The sequence below is a fragment of the Vibrio hepatarius genome, from assembly GCF_001274785.1.
Taxonomy (GTDB): domain Bacteria; phylum Pseudomonadota; class Gammaproteobacteria; order Enterobacterales; family Vibrionaceae; genus Vibrio; species Vibrio hepatarius.
The window spans coordinates 107,391-121,534 of record NZ_LHPI01000008.1; the positions used below are offsets into that span (position 1 = coordinate 107,391).

General features: G+C 46.2%; 15 protein-coding genes. 2 read left to right on the forward strand and 13 right to left on the reverse strand.

What is annotated here, in order from left to right:
* Positions 1 to 45 precede the first annotated feature (45 nt).
* On the reverse strand, positions 46 to 1,026 hold the full coding sequence (gene serB, locus AKJ31_RS09950) for a phosphoserine phosphatase (RefSeq protein ID WP_053408944.1): 981 nt from the start codon (positions 1,024 to 1,026) through the stop codon (positions 46 to 48).
* 103 nt (positions 1,027 to 1,129) lie between these two features.
* Here serB and AKJ31_RS09955 point away from each other — a divergent pair, with 103 nt between their 5' ends.
* The gene (locus AKJ31_RS09955; protein ID WP_053408945.1) at positions 1,130 to 1,738 is read left to right on the forward strand and encodes a YtjB family periplasmic protein; all 609 of its coding nucleotides are present in this window, start codon (positions 1,130 to 1,132) and stop codon (positions 1,736 to 1,738) included.
* 74 nt (positions 1,739 to 1,812) lie between these two features.
* Here the strand turns inward: AKJ31_RS09955 and deoD are convergent, their stop codons facing one another.
* The 10 genes from deoD to AKJ31_RS10000 all read right to left on the reverse strand — a co-directional run bounded on the left by deoD (position 1,813) and on the right by AKJ31_RS10000 (position 11,617).
* Positions 1,813 to 2,532, reverse strand: coding sequence for a purine-nucleoside phosphorylase (gene deoD, locus AKJ31_RS09960; RefSeq protein WP_053408946.1), 720 nt, complete (start codon positions 2,530 to 2,532; stop codon positions 1,813 to 1,815).
* A 68-nt stretch (positions 2,533 to 2,600) separates the two neighbouring features.
* A complete protein-coding gene (locus AKJ31_RS09965) occupies positions 2,601 to 3,821 on the reverse strand; it encodes a phosphopentomutase (RefSeq protein ID WP_053408947.1) in 1,221 nt (406 codons plus the stop codon).
* A 62-nt stretch (positions 3,822 to 3,883) separates the two neighbouring features.
* Entirely contained in the window at positions 3,884 to 5,212 is a 1,329-nt protein-coding gene (deoA, locus tag AKJ31_RS09970; protein ID WP_053408948.1) for a thymidine phosphorylase, read from the reverse strand.
* A 94-nt stretch (positions 5,213 to 5,306) separates the two neighbouring features.
* The gene (gene deoC, locus AKJ31_RS09975) at positions 5,307 to 6,083 is read right to left on the reverse strand and encodes a deoxyribose-phosphate aldolase (protein WP_053408949.1); all 777 of its coding nucleotides are present in this window, start codon (positions 6,081 to 6,083) and stop codon (positions 5,307 to 5,309) included.
* A 244-nt stretch (positions 6,084 to 6,327) separates the two neighbouring features.
* Complete coding sequence (locus AKJ31_RS09980) at positions 6,328 to 6,498, reverse strand: XapX domain-containing protein (RefSeq protein ID WP_053409096.1); 171 nt, start codon at positions 6,496 to 6,498, stop codon at positions 6,328 to 6,330.
* 417 nt (positions 6,499 to 6,915) lie between these two features.
* Positions 6,916 to 8,178, reverse strand: coding sequence for a NupC/NupG family nucleoside CNT transporter (locus AKJ31_RS09985; RefSeq protein WP_053408950.1), 1,263 nt, complete (start codon positions 8,176 to 8,178; stop codon positions 6,916 to 6,918).
* A 205-nt stretch (positions 8,179 to 8,383) separates the two neighbouring features.
* Complete coding sequence (locus AKJ31_RS09990) at positions 8,384 to 9,157, reverse strand: TatD family hydrolase (RefSeq protein WP_053408951.1); 774 nt, start codon at positions 9,155 to 9,157, stop codon at positions 8,384 to 8,386.
* A complete protein-coding gene (locus tag AKJ31_RS23230) occupies positions 9,157 to 9,297 on the reverse strand; it encodes a DUF5363 family protein (protein ID WP_169780628.1) in 141 nt (46 codons plus the stop codon). Before AKJ31_RS23230 ends, AKJ31_RS09990 begins: the two co-directional genes overlap by 1 nt.
* Before the next feature lie 15 nt (positions 9,298 to 9,312).
* Positions 9,313 to 10,086, reverse strand: coding sequence for a peroxide stress protein YaaA (gene yaaA, locus AKJ31_RS09995; protein ID WP_053408952.1), 774 nt, complete (start codon positions 10,084 to 10,086; stop codon positions 9,313 to 9,315).
* A 100-nt stretch (positions 10,087 to 10,186) separates the two neighbouring features.
* Positions 10,187 to 11,617: an alanine/glycine:cation symporter family protein gene (locus AKJ31_RS10000; protein WP_053408953.1), complete on the reverse strand. Its 1,431-nt coding sequence runs from the start codon at positions 11,615 to 11,617 to the stop codon at positions 10,187 to 10,189.
* A gap of 710 nt (positions 11,618 to 12,327) precedes the next feature.
* Here AKJ31_RS10000 and AKJ31_RS10005 point away from each other — a divergent pair.
* Complete coding sequence (locus AKJ31_RS10005; protein ID WP_053408954.1) at positions 12,328 to 12,510, forward strand: DUF3545 family protein; 183 nt, start codon at positions 12,328 to 12,330, stop codon at positions 12,508 to 12,510.
* A gap of 58 nt (positions 12,511 to 12,568) precedes the next feature.
* Here AKJ31_RS10005 and AKJ31_RS10010 read toward each other — a convergent pair whose 3' ends face one another.
* Positions 12,569 to 13,120 (reverse strand): hemerythrin domain-containing protein, encoded by a 552-nt coding sequence (locus tag AKJ31_RS10010; RefSeq protein WP_053408955.1) that lies wholly within the window; start codon positions 13,118 to 13,120, stop codon positions 12,569 to 12,571.
* Between the two features lie 94 nt (positions 13,121 to 13,214).
* A complete protein-coding gene (ung, locus tag AKJ31_RS10015) occupies positions 13,215 to 13,901 on the reverse strand; it encodes a uracil-DNA glycosylase (protein ID WP_053408956.1) in 687 nt (228 codons plus the stop codon).
* Positions 13,902 to 14,144 lie beyond the last annotated feature (243 nt).

A 14,144-nucleotide genomic window follows, 5' to 3' on the forward strand; every position in this document is an offset into this window, starting at 1 on the left:
AAGGCGAGCCAAATGCTCGCCTTTGCTATATCTGAACACCCGCGATTAAGGCTGCGGCGAGAAGCTAACGCGTTTTTGCTTCACCAACATCGCCGATAGAATACATATCACACCGCCTAATCCGCAGAAACGGATTGCGGCTTGCGCTTGCTGTTCGACTTTTGGCTTCGCGTGATACGCGATTCCTAATCCGGCTACGCCCATCATGGTCAGGTCATTGGCACCATCACCAACTGCAATCGTATTGTGTGACTCAATCTCATATTGCTCAGCAAGGTCTTCTAAGATGTCAGCTTTAGTTTGCGCCGTCACAACGTCGCCCAATACTTTACCTGTCAGCTTGCCCTTAACGATTTCAAGCTGGTTAGATTGGGCAAAATCAAGACCAAGCTGCTGTTTTAAATGGTCAGAAAAGTAGGTAAACCCGCCCGATGCAATCGCCGTTTTCCAGCCAAACTGTTTGAAAGTCTGGATAAGTTCAGGCAAGTCAGGCATCAGTGGAAGCTCTTCTCTTACTGCCGATAAAATCGACTCATCCGCACCCGCCAGTTTGCCAACGCGCTGGCGCAGGCTCTGTTCAAAATCCAGCTCACCCTGCATTGCGCGTTCGGTCACTTCAGCCACTTCTTCGCCAACACCAGCCAACTTGGCAATTTCGTCAATACATTCAATTTGAATCGCCGTCGAATCCATATCGAATACAACCACACCTGGCTTGCTCAAATCCGGCACATCTTGCAACTTCGCGTAATCCAGTCCGATAGCTTGTAAGATCTCTTCGTGCTCAGGGGTGAGTTCACCGTCCATCAGCGCGACTTCGTACTGACCGACTTTCCATACGTCTACGACTCCGTTGTAGTAACCAGTGAAAAAGTCGATATCGTCGAATTGGCCACCAGACAAGTAAGGGCCATAGATAATCCAACTGGCCTTAGCAACGTCAAAACAAGTCGCTAAACGTGTTTCTGGCAGTCGATTCATCAGCGGAATAGAGCGTCGAATTGATAATGTATTGAACCGTTCCATGTTTATAATCCTAAAAAAACCTTGCAACACGTTAACCTATTGCAATTTGCCTACGCAAGTCTCAATATGCCCTATGGCTAAATAAATCGATTTTTGAGGTCAAATGGATTCATCTCTGTTTTCATTTCGAGTCGCCATCAGAGCGCTTGCTATTCTTGCTCTGATCGCCATGGTGGCATTAGTTGGCGTCAACAGTGTCAAAATCACCAAGGGTAACGAGCAGATTCAGCAAAACCAGCTCAAGACCCTCACTCAGGTGCTAATCTCACAAGCATCCTTGTCAGCGGGTGATTTAATCGCAAACGAAGATCAAGAGCGCCTACTTAAGCTTAGCAACCAACTGGCGCAAGATGATTTGGTATACGACGCAACCATTTATAGCGCAGACGGCGTTCGTTTAGCGTCGAGTGATAACGCAAAGTCGGTTCGTGAAACGCTTGGGTTAGATACGCCACTGGCGACCGCACGCATTGGTAAGCAGCAATTGGTTGAGCCGATTATGCACGATAATGCGGTGATTGGTTTTGTCCGCATCACCTTTGAAACGGGTAAAGTGACCGCGTTTTCTGACCATTACTACCGCAAGAGCGACCGCTATATGTATTCGATGGTCGCGGTGAGTTTCCTTGCCGGTTTGGTGCTGGCGATCGTGATTCGTAGAAAGCCGAAACGCAAAGGAAAGAACTTGCTGCTGCAAGATATGGAATCCTAAGCTCGCTGGATTAACACAACAAAAAAAGCCTTGGTCTTAAACCAAGGCTTTTTGCTTTTCAAACAACTAGATGATTACTCGTTATCACCGAGCAACACAGAATCCAGTGCAATCAGCATCATGTCGTTAAAGGTGGTTTGACGCTCATCTGAGGTTGTCTGCTCGCCCGTCTTGATGTGGTCTGAAACGGTACAAATCGTCAGTGCCTTCGCACCGTATTCCGCGCATACACCGTAGATACCTGCCGCTTCCATTTCTACACCTACGATGCCGTATTTATCCATCACATCGAACATCTCTGGATCAGGCGTGTAGAACAGTTCAGCCGAGAACAGGTTACCCACTTTTACGTCGATGCCACGTGCTTTTGCCGCGTCTTCTGCAGCGCGAACCATTTTGTAATCCGCAATCGCAGCGAAGTCATGACCTTTAAAACGGATACGGTTCACTTTGGAATCGGTACACGCGCCCATGCCAATCACAACGTCGCGTACTTTGATGTCTTCGTTCACCGCGCCGCAGCTACCGACACGGATAATTTTCTTCACACCAAAGTCTTTAATCAGCTCAGTGGCGTAGATAGAACAAGACGGGATACCCATACCGTGGCCCATCACAGAAACTTTGCGACCTTTGTACGTGCCAGTAAAGCCGAACATATTACGCACATCACATACCTGAACGACGTCTTCGAGGAAGGTTTCTGCAATGTACTTGGCGCGCAACGGGTCACCTGGCATTAGAACAACGTCTGCAAATGCCCCCATTTCAGCATTAATATGTGGAGTTGCCATGTCTGTATATTCCTTATATCCGAACTAAAAAAAGAGAGAGGCACAACGCCTCTCTACTTAAGTCTCAATTATAGAAAATTCTTGCCGTAATCCATTGGCGAGATGTCAAAGTGGCTTGCCAAGGTTTGACCGATATCGGCAAACGTCTCGCGGCGGCCAAGCGAACCGGCTGGTACTTTTTTACCGTAAACAATCACTGGGATGTGCTCACGAGTATGGTCTGTACCTGGCCATGTTGGATCACAACCGTGGTCCGCAGTTAGGATCAGCACATCGTCTTCTTCCATCAGTTCGAGTACCTCGTTGATACGACCGTCAAAGTACTCAAGTGCTGCTGCGTAACCTGCTACATCACGGCGGTGACCGTACGCTGAGTCAAAGTCGACGAAGTTAGTGAAAACGATAGTGTCGTCACCCGCTTCTTTGATTTGCTCAAGTGTCGCTTCGAACAACGCAGGGATACCCGTTGCTTTGACTTTCTTGGTGATGCCGCAGTTCGCGTAGATATCGGCAATCTTACCGATAGAAACAACGTTACCTTGCTTCTCTTCAACCAGCTTTTGCAACACAGTTGCTGACGGTGGCTCAACAGAAAGGTCGCGACGGTTACCTGTACGCTCAAATTGACCTTTACCCGGACCAATGAACGGACGCGCGATAACACGGCCGATGTTGTAATCTTCTAGCTCTTCACGAGCGATTTGGCAAAGCTCTAGCAGACGGTCTAGGCCGAATGTCTCTTCATGACAAGCGATCTGGAATACAGAGTCTGCAGAGGTGTAGAAGATTGGCATGCCAGTCTTCATGTGCTCTTCACCTAAGTCATCCAGTACTTGCGTACCAGAAGCGTGGCAGTTACCAAGGAAACCGTCTAGGCCCGCACGTTCTAAAATGCGGTCTGTCAGCTCTTTCGGGAAGCTGTTGGTTTTGTCAGTGAAGTAACCCCAGTCAAACAGTACGGGTACACCAGCGATTTCCCAGTGACCAGACGGAGTATCTTTACCCGACGACAGCTCTGCTGCGTGACCGTATGCCCCGATGATCTCAACGTCTGCGTCTAAACCTGGAGCGAACTGGCCAGTTGATTCTTTATGTGCCATCGCTAAGCCAAGTTTTGACAAGTTAGGTAGCTTAAGTTCACCGCTACGCTCTGCGTTATCTGCCAAGCCGTTTGCACATTGCTCAGCGATGTGCCCTAGTGTGTCTGAACCAACGTCACCAAATTTATCGGCGTCTGCTGATGCGCCAATACCGAATGAGTCTAGTACTAAAATAAATGCTCTTTTCATTGCTCGTTCCTTAGGCCCACTCGGTAATAATTGGTATTAAGCAGGCCTTAATTTATAACTAATTAAATATCTTCTGCGCGGATTTGGCGATAAACCTCTGGGGTTGGTGTGTACTCACCACCGATTGTGATCGCTTTCTTCAATGCGTCTGCTGCTTCTTGCCACTGCTCTTCACTGCGCGCGTGGATAATCGCTAGCGGTTTGTCGCTTGATGCTTCTTCGCCTAAACGGATGAAACCATCAAAACCCACCGCATAGTCAATCTTGTCGGTTGCAACGCGTCGACCGCCGCCCATAGCAACAACTGCCATGCCGATTGCACGAGTATCCATCGCAGAAACGATACCGTTCTGATCCGCGAATACTGGCTTGATGATCTCAGCTTTGTCTAAGTAGTTGTCGTAGTTTTCTACGAAATCAGCCGGACCACCTAAGCCTGCAACCATCTTACCGAAGCACTCAGCCGCTTTACCGTTGTCCAGTACTTCCATCAGCTTCGCACGCGCGTCCTCAGTGTTGTCTGCCAGCTTACCTAGCACCAACATTTCTGCACACGACGCAAGTGTCACTTCAAGTAGACGAGGGTTACGGTATTCACCCGTGAGGAAACGTACCGCTTCACGCACTTCAACCGCGTTACCTGCTGACGACGCAAGCACTTGGTTCATATCCGTTAGGATAGCGGTGGTCTTAGTACCTGCGCCATTCGCTACTGCAACGATAGACTTCGCTAGTTCTTCAGACGCTTCATAAGTCGGCATAAATGCACCAGAACCTACTTTTACGTCCATAACCAGTGACTCAAGACCAGCTGCCAGTTTCTTAGACAGAATTGACGCGGTAATCAAAGAGATGTTGTCTACAGTAGCCGTGATGTCACGAGTGGCGTAAACACGTTTGTCTGCTGGTGCTAAGTCACCAGTTTGACCGATGATCGCGACACCGGCTTCTTTGGTTACATCACCAAACACTTCATTGGTTGGAGTAATGTTGTAGCCAGGGATAGACTCTAGTTTGTCGAGTGTACCGCCAGTGTGACCCAAGCCACGGCCGGAGATCATTGGTACAAAACCACCACACGCTGCCACCATAGGGCCAAGCATCAGTGAGGTGACGTCCCCAACGCCACCAGTTGAGTGTTTATCGACAATCGGGCCACCGAAGTTCTTGTGGCTCCAGTCAATCACCATACCTGAATCGCGCATTGCACAAGTCAAAGCAATGCGTTCTGGCATCGTCATTTCGTTGAAAAAGATCGTCATTGCGAATGCAGCAATCTGACCTTCAGAGACGGTATTGTTCGCAACACCTTGAATAAAGAAATTGATTTCGTCGGCGGTAAGTTCTTCACCGTCGCGTTTTTTGCGAATGATTTCTTGAGGTAAGTACATTAGATCCTCCCACGCTAAAGATAGCGATGGTTGTAAGGTAAAGAGGTAATGTGGAACGGTTTACACCGCTCCACCAAACAGACGTTAATTAGAATTAATATGCAGATGGATCTGCAGTTTCGTCTGTTACTTCTAATGTATTCAGTAGGTTAGTCAGTAGGCTTGACGCACCAAAACGGTAGTGGCGAGCATCAACCCAGCCATCACCTAGGATTTCGTCAGCCATGGCTAGGTAAGCCGCTGCATCTTCTGCAGTGCGTACGCCACCTGCTGGTTTGAAACCAACGGTTTCCGCTACACCCATATCACGAATCACTTCAAGCATCATGCGTGCGTATTCTGGTGTTGCGTTTACAGGCACTTTACCTGTTGAAGTTTTAATAAAGTCTGCACCCGCTTCGATACAGATTTGTGAAGCTTTCTTGATCAGTGCTTCTTCTTTTAGCTCACCTGTTTCGATGATCACTTTTAGAAGAATGTCACCACAAGCTTCTTTACATTGCTTAACCAGTTCGAAGCCTACTTTCTCATCACCCGCCATTAGGGCACGGTATGGGAAAACAACGTCGACTTCATCTGCACCGTAAGCCACAGCCGCTTTTGTTTCTGCTACTGCGATTTCGATGTCATCGTTACCGTGAGGGAAGTTAGTCACGGTTGCGATACGAATTTCTGGTGTACCTTGCTCACGAAGTGTCTTCTTAGCAATAGGAATAAAGCGAGGGTAAATACAAATTGCAGCTGTGTTACCTACTGCTGATTTTGCGTCATGACATAGAGAGATAACTTTCGCATCAGTGTCATCATCATTCAGCGTAGTTAGGTCCATAAGTTTAAGTGCACGTAGTGCTGCTGCTTTTAAATCGCTCATTTCTATCTCCGATCAATATTCAAAAAAGTTACGGCCTTAATTCTGTTTTAAGGCTGCATTCATTTATGAACGGACTTGGTTCCTTGAAGACTCGGTATATACAGCGAAAAATATACCAATTGCTATCCCTGTCACCGCACAGTACCAGTTTGGTCTATGGCACAACAATCTGCGATTGCGGTGTCTAACAGTTGGGGAAATCCCCCGTCACCAGCGTTAATCATACTCCATGTATCAATTATCGCTAGCTGAAAAACTTTTCAATAATCCATTGATAAGCTATGCCACCTAAGTAGACCCCTACTATGCCCATCACACCCGATAAAACAGGCGGAGCCGGTATTGGCAACTTGATAGCGGAAAACAGGACTCCAACAACAAAACCCGCTAGGGTTGCGAGGATAACTTCATTCATAAGTTTTACCCTACTTTCTATAGATATATACATTATAGATATTTGTCGCAGAACTGTAGTGGCTCATAGAGCGCAAACGGTTTGTATCTCAAAAAAGATTCTGTTCAACGTTTGCGCAGACTTACCTATCGCAAACGCTATGTGTTTGGTTGTCTGAAACCAGTACAGACAATGTTTGAGTACTTAACTAAATCAAAGCCAAGTCATCTCCGTTTTCAAAATAGTTAGTGTGAGAGCAAGGCAACAAGGATTCGAATCCCCGGGAGCTTAGCTCGCTAAGTGACTGGGGTGAGAAACCGACGTTAACGTAGCTATCGCGCTAAATATGCAGAAAACGAAAAAGCCCCGTAGCACACAACGTGTGACTACGGGGCTTTGTAAAACGGCGTCTATATATTCTTTCTCTTAACTACGTAATTAGAAAGATAGGAAGAAGCCAGCGATTGTCGCCGCCATTAGGTTAGATAGCGTACCAGCACAAACCGCTTTAACACCCATACGAGCGATGTCGTGACGACGGTTTGGCGCTAGACCACCTAGACCACCTAGTAGAATCGCGATAGAAGAAAGGTTTGCGAAACCACATAGAGCGAACGAGATGATTGCTGCTGTCTTCTCAGACATTACTGCACCTGTTGCCGCAACAATTTGAGCGTTTTCACCAACGTAAGGTACAAAGTTTAGGTAAGCTACGAATTCGTTAACAACCAGTTTCTGACCGATGAACGAGCCAGCGAGTGTTGCTTCTTCCCATGGCACACCGATTAGGAATGCTAGAGGAGAGAATAGGTAGCCTAGAATGATTTCTAGAGTTAGCTCAGGCATACCGAACCAACCGCCAACGCCACCTAGGATACCGTTGATTAGCGCGATTAGACCGATGAACGCGAGTAGCATTGCACCAACGTTTAGAGCAAGTTGTAGACCAACAGATGCACCGCCAGCTGCTGCATCGATAACGTTAGCAGGCTTGTCGTCGCCACCGTCGATATCAGCACCTAGATCTTCATCTGGAGTGTCAGTTTCTGGCTTGATGATCTTAGCGAATAGTAGACCACCTGGAGCCGCCATGAATGATGCTGCAACTAGGTATTCTAGTGGAACACCCATTGACGCGTAGCCTGCTAGTACACCACCAGCAACAGACGCTAGACCACCACACATTACTGCAAATAGCTCAGACTGAGTCATCTTAGGAACAAACGGACGAACCACTAGAGGTGCTTCTGTTTGACCTACGAAAATGTTAGCTGCTGCAGACATAGACTCGGCACGTGAAGTACCTAGTGCTTTTTGTAGACCACCACCAAGAATCTTGATAACCCATTGCATAACGCCTACGTAGTAAAGCACAGAAATTAGCGATGAGAAGAAGATTAGCGTTGGAAGTACTTGGAACGCGAAAATGAAACCGATACCGTCAACTGAGAAGTTAACTAGGCTACCGAATAGGAAACCAGTACCGTCTTTACCGTAGTCGATAACGTTCTGTACACCCGCTGAGAAACCAGCTAGAAGGTCACGACCCCATGGTACGTAAAGAACGAAACCACCGATGATGAATTGAATAGCGAAAGCGCCACCCACAGTTCTTAGATTGATAGCTTTGCGGTTATCAGACAGTAGTAATGCAATTCCTAGCAATACTGCCATACCGACTAGGCTCATAAACAGGCTCATAGTTTATGACTTCCTTATATGTTATTTGTTGGCGTGTTACAAAAATGGAGCTCAAAAGCAGGCGCAATTATACTCATCCGTCCATTGAGAAAGTAATGCCGCGTTCACAGTTTCTGATAAGATTCATCATGGATTCACTCGACAACGTGAGTCAGATCTCCTTTTACTGTATATGCAATCAAAATATGCCAAATTTCTTTGGATTTTATTCACAGATACCGAACAGTGAACTGCTATTTTCCCAGAGCTTTCGGGCAATCGTTTGCCTAGAGTCTTCTTTCAATTCAGCCAAAGACGCTAAGACTTCACTTAGTAGTTTAGGGTGATTATTTTTACCTTGATAACCATTTAGTGGCATATCTGGTGAATCTGTCTCTAAGATCAAACTATCCAGTGGTAATTTTGCAATCGCTTGCCGAGTTTTGTTTGCTCGCGGATAGGTAATCACGCCACCAACACCAATGCAGAATCCAAGATCGACATATTGCATCGCTTGCTGGTAGCTTCCGGCGAAACCGTGGATCACGCCGCGGTCAGTAAACTTATGCTGCTTAAGTAACTGGATTAAGCGGTTATGTGTTTTTCTGCTGTGAAGTATCAAGGGCTTTTGGAACGTTTTCGCCAGTTCGATTTGTGCGATAAACATTTGCTCTTGTAAATCCTTGTCCACCGCAACCATTCCATCTAGGCCACATTCCCCAACTGCGACACAACGTGCATGATGTTCGCCAAGCAAACGTTCCAATGCACGTAAATGAGCCGGACTATTGCCATCAAGAAAGTAAGGATGAAACCCCAAAGCAAAATAGATTTCGCTGTAGCGATGTGACAGTTCGAGTAGTGTTTGCCAGTTACTTGGCCCAATCGCAGGGATTAGAAATCGCTCAACTCCTTGCGCTTTTGCTTGTGCTATGTGGTAAGGAAAGTTGGTAGAAAATGGCTCGAAGTCAAAATGGCAATGGGTATCAAAAAGGCGCATTACTGCTGCGCCTTTTTCGAGGTTTCATGGGTCGGGTCTTTGCGGTAGGGAACACAACTTCGTTTGTTCTCAGGTGTTAGCCCCATGGACAGACACCAAGCATCGTACTTCGCGATTAAGCGTTTAAACCAAGCGATCATGACCTACCTCCCTGATTATTGCTCTTCTCGTTTGAAGACCAACTCTGTTGGTGTCGACTCTTGTTCTACAAAGTAATAGCCCGCGGTATCGAACTTGGTCAAATCCGCAACGCTAGAAATACGATTTTCAATGATGTAACGCGCCATCATGCCACGCGCCTTCTTAGCGTAGAAGCTGATCACCTTGTATTGGCCTTTCTTGCAGTCTTTAAATACCGGCGTAATCACCTGAGCGTCGAGCGCTTTTGGTTTCACCGCTTTAAAGTACTCGTTCGACGCTAAGTTAATCAGTACATTATCACCTTGTTCTGCGATCGCTTGATTGAGTTTATCAGTAATCACATTACCCCAGAACTGGTACAAGTTGGTGCCTTTCTCATTCGCTAGTTTGGTGCCCATTTCCAATCGGTATGGTTGCATCAAATCAAGTGGCTTCAGCAAACCGTACAGCCCAGACAACATACGTAGATGCTTTTGTGCGTAGTCGAAATCTTCTTCTGAGAGTGTTTCTGCGTCTAGCCCAGTATAGACATCTCCTTTGAATGCGAAGATTGCCTGACGCGAGTTGTCCGTCGTGAAAGTTTCGCTCCACTCCTGGAAACGACCTACGTTGAGGTCAGCTATCTTGTCGCTAACTTTCATCAAACTTGCCACGTCAGCAGGCGTCAACTTACGACAAACGTCGATCAACTGCTTTGAATACTCAACAAGTTCAGGTTGAGTGTATTTTTCCGTCGCCAGAGGAGATTCGTAATCTAAGGTCTTTGCTGGAGAAACTACAATTAACATGACTTTACTCTTATCTTTCTATTTTTACTGACTCTAGGGTACAAAAAAAGCCGCGCAATGTCTGCACGGCTTTTTGAATCGTATTAATAGCTAACGGCTATTATTTCTTCTCGGTGTTATCCCAGATGCCATCTTCAAGCTGAGATTTAAGCTCAGGGAAATCATTTGAATCAAATGTTGGTACTTTGCCTGCTTGTAGCTGCTGGTTGTAGTCTTTCGCCAGTTTAATCACGATACCCGACAGTAGAATAATCGCGACTAAGTTAACGATCGCCATCAGACCCATCGATACGTCAGCAAGTGCCCAAACAATCGGTAGCGCTGCAACCGAACCAAACATCACCATAGCCAGAACAACTAGACGGAATACGCTGATACCCGCTTTGTGGTTATGCTCTAGGAAGATAAGGTTGGTTTCTGCGTACGAGTAGTTGGCAATGATTGAAGTAAACGCGAAGAAGAAAATCGCTACCGCAACAAACACACTACCCCAATCACCGACTTGTGAGCTCAACGCGCTTTGCGTCAATTCGATACCAGTTACTTCACCGTGTGGTACGTACTCACCTGACATCAGGATGATCGCCACCGTCGCTGAACAGATTACGATGGTATCGGTGAAAACGCCCAGCATTTGCACGTAACCTTGTGACGCAGGGTGCGGCGGATACGGAGTTGCCGATGCTGCCGCGTTTGGCGCAGAACCCATACCCGCTTCGTTCGAGAACAGACCGCGCTTGATACCGTTGATCATCGCTTGCGCGATTGCGTAACCTAGACCACCCGCAGCTGCTTCTTGCAGGCCGAACGCGCTCTTGAAGATTAGGCTTAGTACTGCTGGCAGTTTCTCGATGTTCATAAACATCACAAACAGTGCCAACGCAAGGTACGCCAAAGCCATCGCTGGAACGATCATCTCTGCTACGCGAGCGATACGCTTAATACCACCGAAGATAACCACAGCAGACAATAGAACCACTGTGATACCTACGTACATTTTATCCCAACCGAATGCGGTGTTCATTGCACCAGCGATTGAGTTAGCTTGTACTGCGTTAAATACCAAACCAAATGCGATAATTAGGAATACTGAGAACAGCACACCCATCCAGCGCATACCCAGACCTTTTTCCATGTAGTAAGCTGGGCCGCCACGGTAGTTACCGTCATCATCTTTGGTTTTGTATAACTGTGCCAGAGTGCTCTCAGCGAACGACGTCGCCATACCTAGCATGGCGATCAGCCACATCCAGAAAATCGCACCAGGGCCACCAGCGGTTAAAGCAACCGCAACACCTGCCATGTTACCTGTACCAACACGAGCAGCAAGACTAGTACAAAGAGCTTGGAAAGAAGAGATACCAGCACTGTCTGCTTTACGGCTATTTTTTAGAACAGAAAACATGTGGCCGAAATGACGGAATTGGATAAATCCAAGTCTTACTGTGAAGTAAATACCGACACCGACTAAAAGATAAACAAGAACAGAACCCCAGAGTAGGTCGTTCATTAAATTGATTAAGTCTGTCATAAGATCCTCATATTTGAGTGTTCGCTGATCTCTGCTTCCCAGCCATCCATCCAGTTGCAAACTAAGTGTCAATGATGCTTAGTATTTTTAAGTTTAATTTTTGTGCAACTAAGATATGTAAAAAGAGCCTCATGCTTCCGTTTTACGTATCAGCGTATTTTTGACGGGCGGATAATGCAGCCAAGCAAGGCAAAAATCAATATGCAACCATTTGCTTTTCAGTGTTATTTTTCACTATAAAATCACCATTAATTAACACAACTCCGAACAACAAAAGCACAAACCTGGAACATTAACATTAAAAATTAACAACAATACCAATCATTATATAAAATAAAGAACATCATTCTGATTAGTACTCTAAACACCTGACGCGCCAAGCGTTCGCGCTCCACCAATCGCTAAGCAAACCCTCGTTAAGGGTGTTGTTTCCCCACGAGTGTAACAACTTATTGCATAGACTACTGGTCTGATGAATTTACACACACCTGATTAACAAACCGATTAGGTAAATTTAATCGTTACCGTGAGCTCGTTCGTACAAAAAAACAGCAATTAAAACGACAAAAATGTGTGAACTACGGATTAAATATCCAGAAAACTTTCATGAAATCGTAACAAATGAGAAACGAATCAAAGATACGCTGCATGGAGAATGGTATTTAAGCAATACCGCTTCAAAGAGTAATAATTAAAAAACGAGGTAGCTTATGGACGGCTTAAACTTTGAAGAAATTATGGAAATGGGCATGCCACGGTCTCGTGCCACACGCTCGAAACCAGTGAAACGTAAGTGGCGAGAAATCGAGGCAATAAAAGATAGACAACGCCTCCAACGCGAGCTGAAAGAGATGGATATCGGATTCGAAGAACTGGAACAAATAGACTTTTAAACGGATTAAAAAAAGAGGCATAACGCCTCTTTTTTTATTAGCTAAACAGCCCAAACCATTAAACGCATTCTTGTGCGTCTTGTCTGACTCGCTTCGCCAGCTGCTGGTATTGCTCAGCGATTGTGTCACCAAACACCGGATCGTCTTCGTTAACGCTCCACATATCTTCCACCGCTTGCCAATCTTTGACCGTAAAGCTGCGTGTAATCAGCGGTAAGATCGACTGCTCTTCCATTTCGAGGTGGCGTCGCTGCGAATAAACAAACTCTTTCAACTGGCTGATAAAGATATCTTGCGGCACTATGGCATCATTAAGAATCATATCCACCGTATCTAAAAACGCATGAGTTTGAGTCGACAGCGTCTTATGTTCCAACTCTAGGTTTTCTATATCTTGCTGCTGGCCAAATTTATCCAAGTAATATTGGTAAATGATATCTTCTTTAGGGTGGTGTACCCGCTCTGAGTGATCCGCTAGATAAGTCACTATTTCACGCAGCAACGAGTAGTTAATTTGTTGCTCTTGTTCCAGCATAGCAATTTTCTGTTTCAACACGGCCAGCAAACGCACCATGTAGCCGTGCTCACGTCTTATCCTTTCAATCATCATAGCGTTTCTCCTTAACACCTATCTTTAACAAGTGTATATGAGAATATCTATGTTAGCTTTGATACTGCTCGAAAATTAGCCAGCTATTGGTATTTTACTGAGTTAGATCAAAAGGTAAGCGCCAGTCAATCGCCGTCTTGCCTTGGTTGATTAACAACTGGTTGGTTTGGGAAAAGTGTCGACACCCAAGGAAACCTCGGTGCGCAGATAGCGGCGACGGGTGCGGTGCGCTTAGCACGTGATGCTTATTGCGGTCGATAAAGCGGCCTTTCTTTTGCGCATGAGAGCCCCAAAGCAGGAAGACCACGCCACTCTGATGCTGGTTGACCGCTTCAATTACTCTGTCGGTGAAGGTCTCCCACCCCGTTTTGGAATGCGAATGCGCTTTGCCTTGTTCAACCGTCAAAACCGTATTGAGCAACAACACGCCCTGCTCTGCCCAACTTTGCAAATAGCCGTGGGGCGGGATCTGGAACCCTTCAATATCCTGCGCAAGCTCTTTGTACATGTTGACCAGTGACGGAGGTGTTTTAATCCCAGGTAGAACAGAGAAACACAAACCGTGCGCTTGATTAGGCCCGTGGTATGGGTCTTGCCCTAGAATCACGACCTTTACATCACTAAACTCGGTAGCGCGAAATGCGTTAAACACATCTTCTGCTGGCGGAAAAACCACTTTACCCGCAGCACGCTCTGCCGCTACGAAGTTCAGTGTTTGCTGGAAATAGTCCTGCTGTTTCTCTGCACCGATAACATCATGCCAAGTCAGTGACGGGTTCATGCTCTGTTCCTTCTATTATATAGGTCATATTTGCAAAACTGATTGTCGCAAAAAAGCCCCGATAGAACAAAGCCCTGATTGTCATTAATGTTTTTGTGGCGCTCGGTGATGGCCTTGTCCAGCGATATGGCGATTAGGAACCGGTAAGCGGGTAAACTTAGCCGCCATTGTTCTTGATGTCATCGATTTTGGTGAAAAAGACATAGTGGCATCCTCTATTAGTTGTCCTGCAAACTACTATAT

Coding starts and splice junctions, on each gene's coding strand:
- serB (WP_053408944.1), bottom strand. CDS start 1,026: ATGGAACGGTTCAATACATTATCAATTCGACGCTCTATTCCGCTGATG.
- AKJ31_RS09955 (WP_053408945.1), top strand. CDS start 1,130: ATGGATTCATCTCTGTTTTCATTTCGAGTCGCCATCAGAGCGCTTGCT.
- deoD (WP_053408946.1), bottom strand. CDS start 2,532: ATGGCAACTCCACATATTAATGCTGAAATGGGGGCATTTGCAGACGTT.
- AKJ31_RS09965 (WP_053408947.1), bottom strand. CDS start 3,821: ATGAAAAGAGCATTTATTTTAGTACTAGACTCATTCGGTATTGGCGCA.
- deoA (WP_053408948.1), bottom strand. CDS start 5,212: ATGTACTTACCTCAAGAAATCATTCGCAAAAAACGCGACGGTGAAGAA.
- deoC (WP_053408949.1), bottom strand. CDS start 6,083: ATGAGCGATTTAAAAGCAGCAGCACTACGTGCACTTAAACTTATGGAC.
- AKJ31_RS09980 (WP_053409096.1), bottom strand. CDS start 6,498: ATGAATGAAGTTATCCTCGCAACCCTAGCGGGTTTTGTTGTTGGAGTC.
- AKJ31_RS09985 (WP_053408950.1), bottom strand. CDS start 8,178: ATGAGCCTGTTTATGAGCCTAGTCGGTATGGCAGTATTGCTAGGAATT.
- AKJ31_RS09990 (WP_053408951.1), bottom strand. CDS start 9,157: ATGCGCCTTTTTGATACCCATTGCCATTTTGACTTCGAGCCATTTTCT.
- AKJ31_RS23230 (WP_169780628.1), bottom strand. CDS start 9,297: ATGATCGCTTGGTTTAAACGCTTAATCGCGAAGTACGATGCTTGGTGT.
- yaaA (WP_053408952.1), bottom strand. CDS start 10,086: ATGTTAATTGTAGTTTCTCCAGCAAAGACCTTAGATTACGAATCTCCT.
- AKJ31_RS10000 (WP_053408953.1), bottom strand. CDS start 11,617: ATGACAGACTTAATCAATTTAATGAACGACCTACTCTGGGGTTCTGTT.
- AKJ31_RS10005 (WP_053408954.1), top strand. CDS start 12,328: ATGGACGGCTTAAACTTTGAAGAAATTATGGAAATGGGCATGCCACGG.
- AKJ31_RS10010 (WP_053408955.1), bottom strand. CDS start 13,120: ATGATGATTGAAAGGATAAGACGTGAGCACGGCTACATGGTGCGTTTG.
- ung (WP_053408956.1), bottom strand. CDS start 13,901: ATGAACCCGTCACTGACTTGGCATGATGTTATCGGTGCAGAGAAACAG.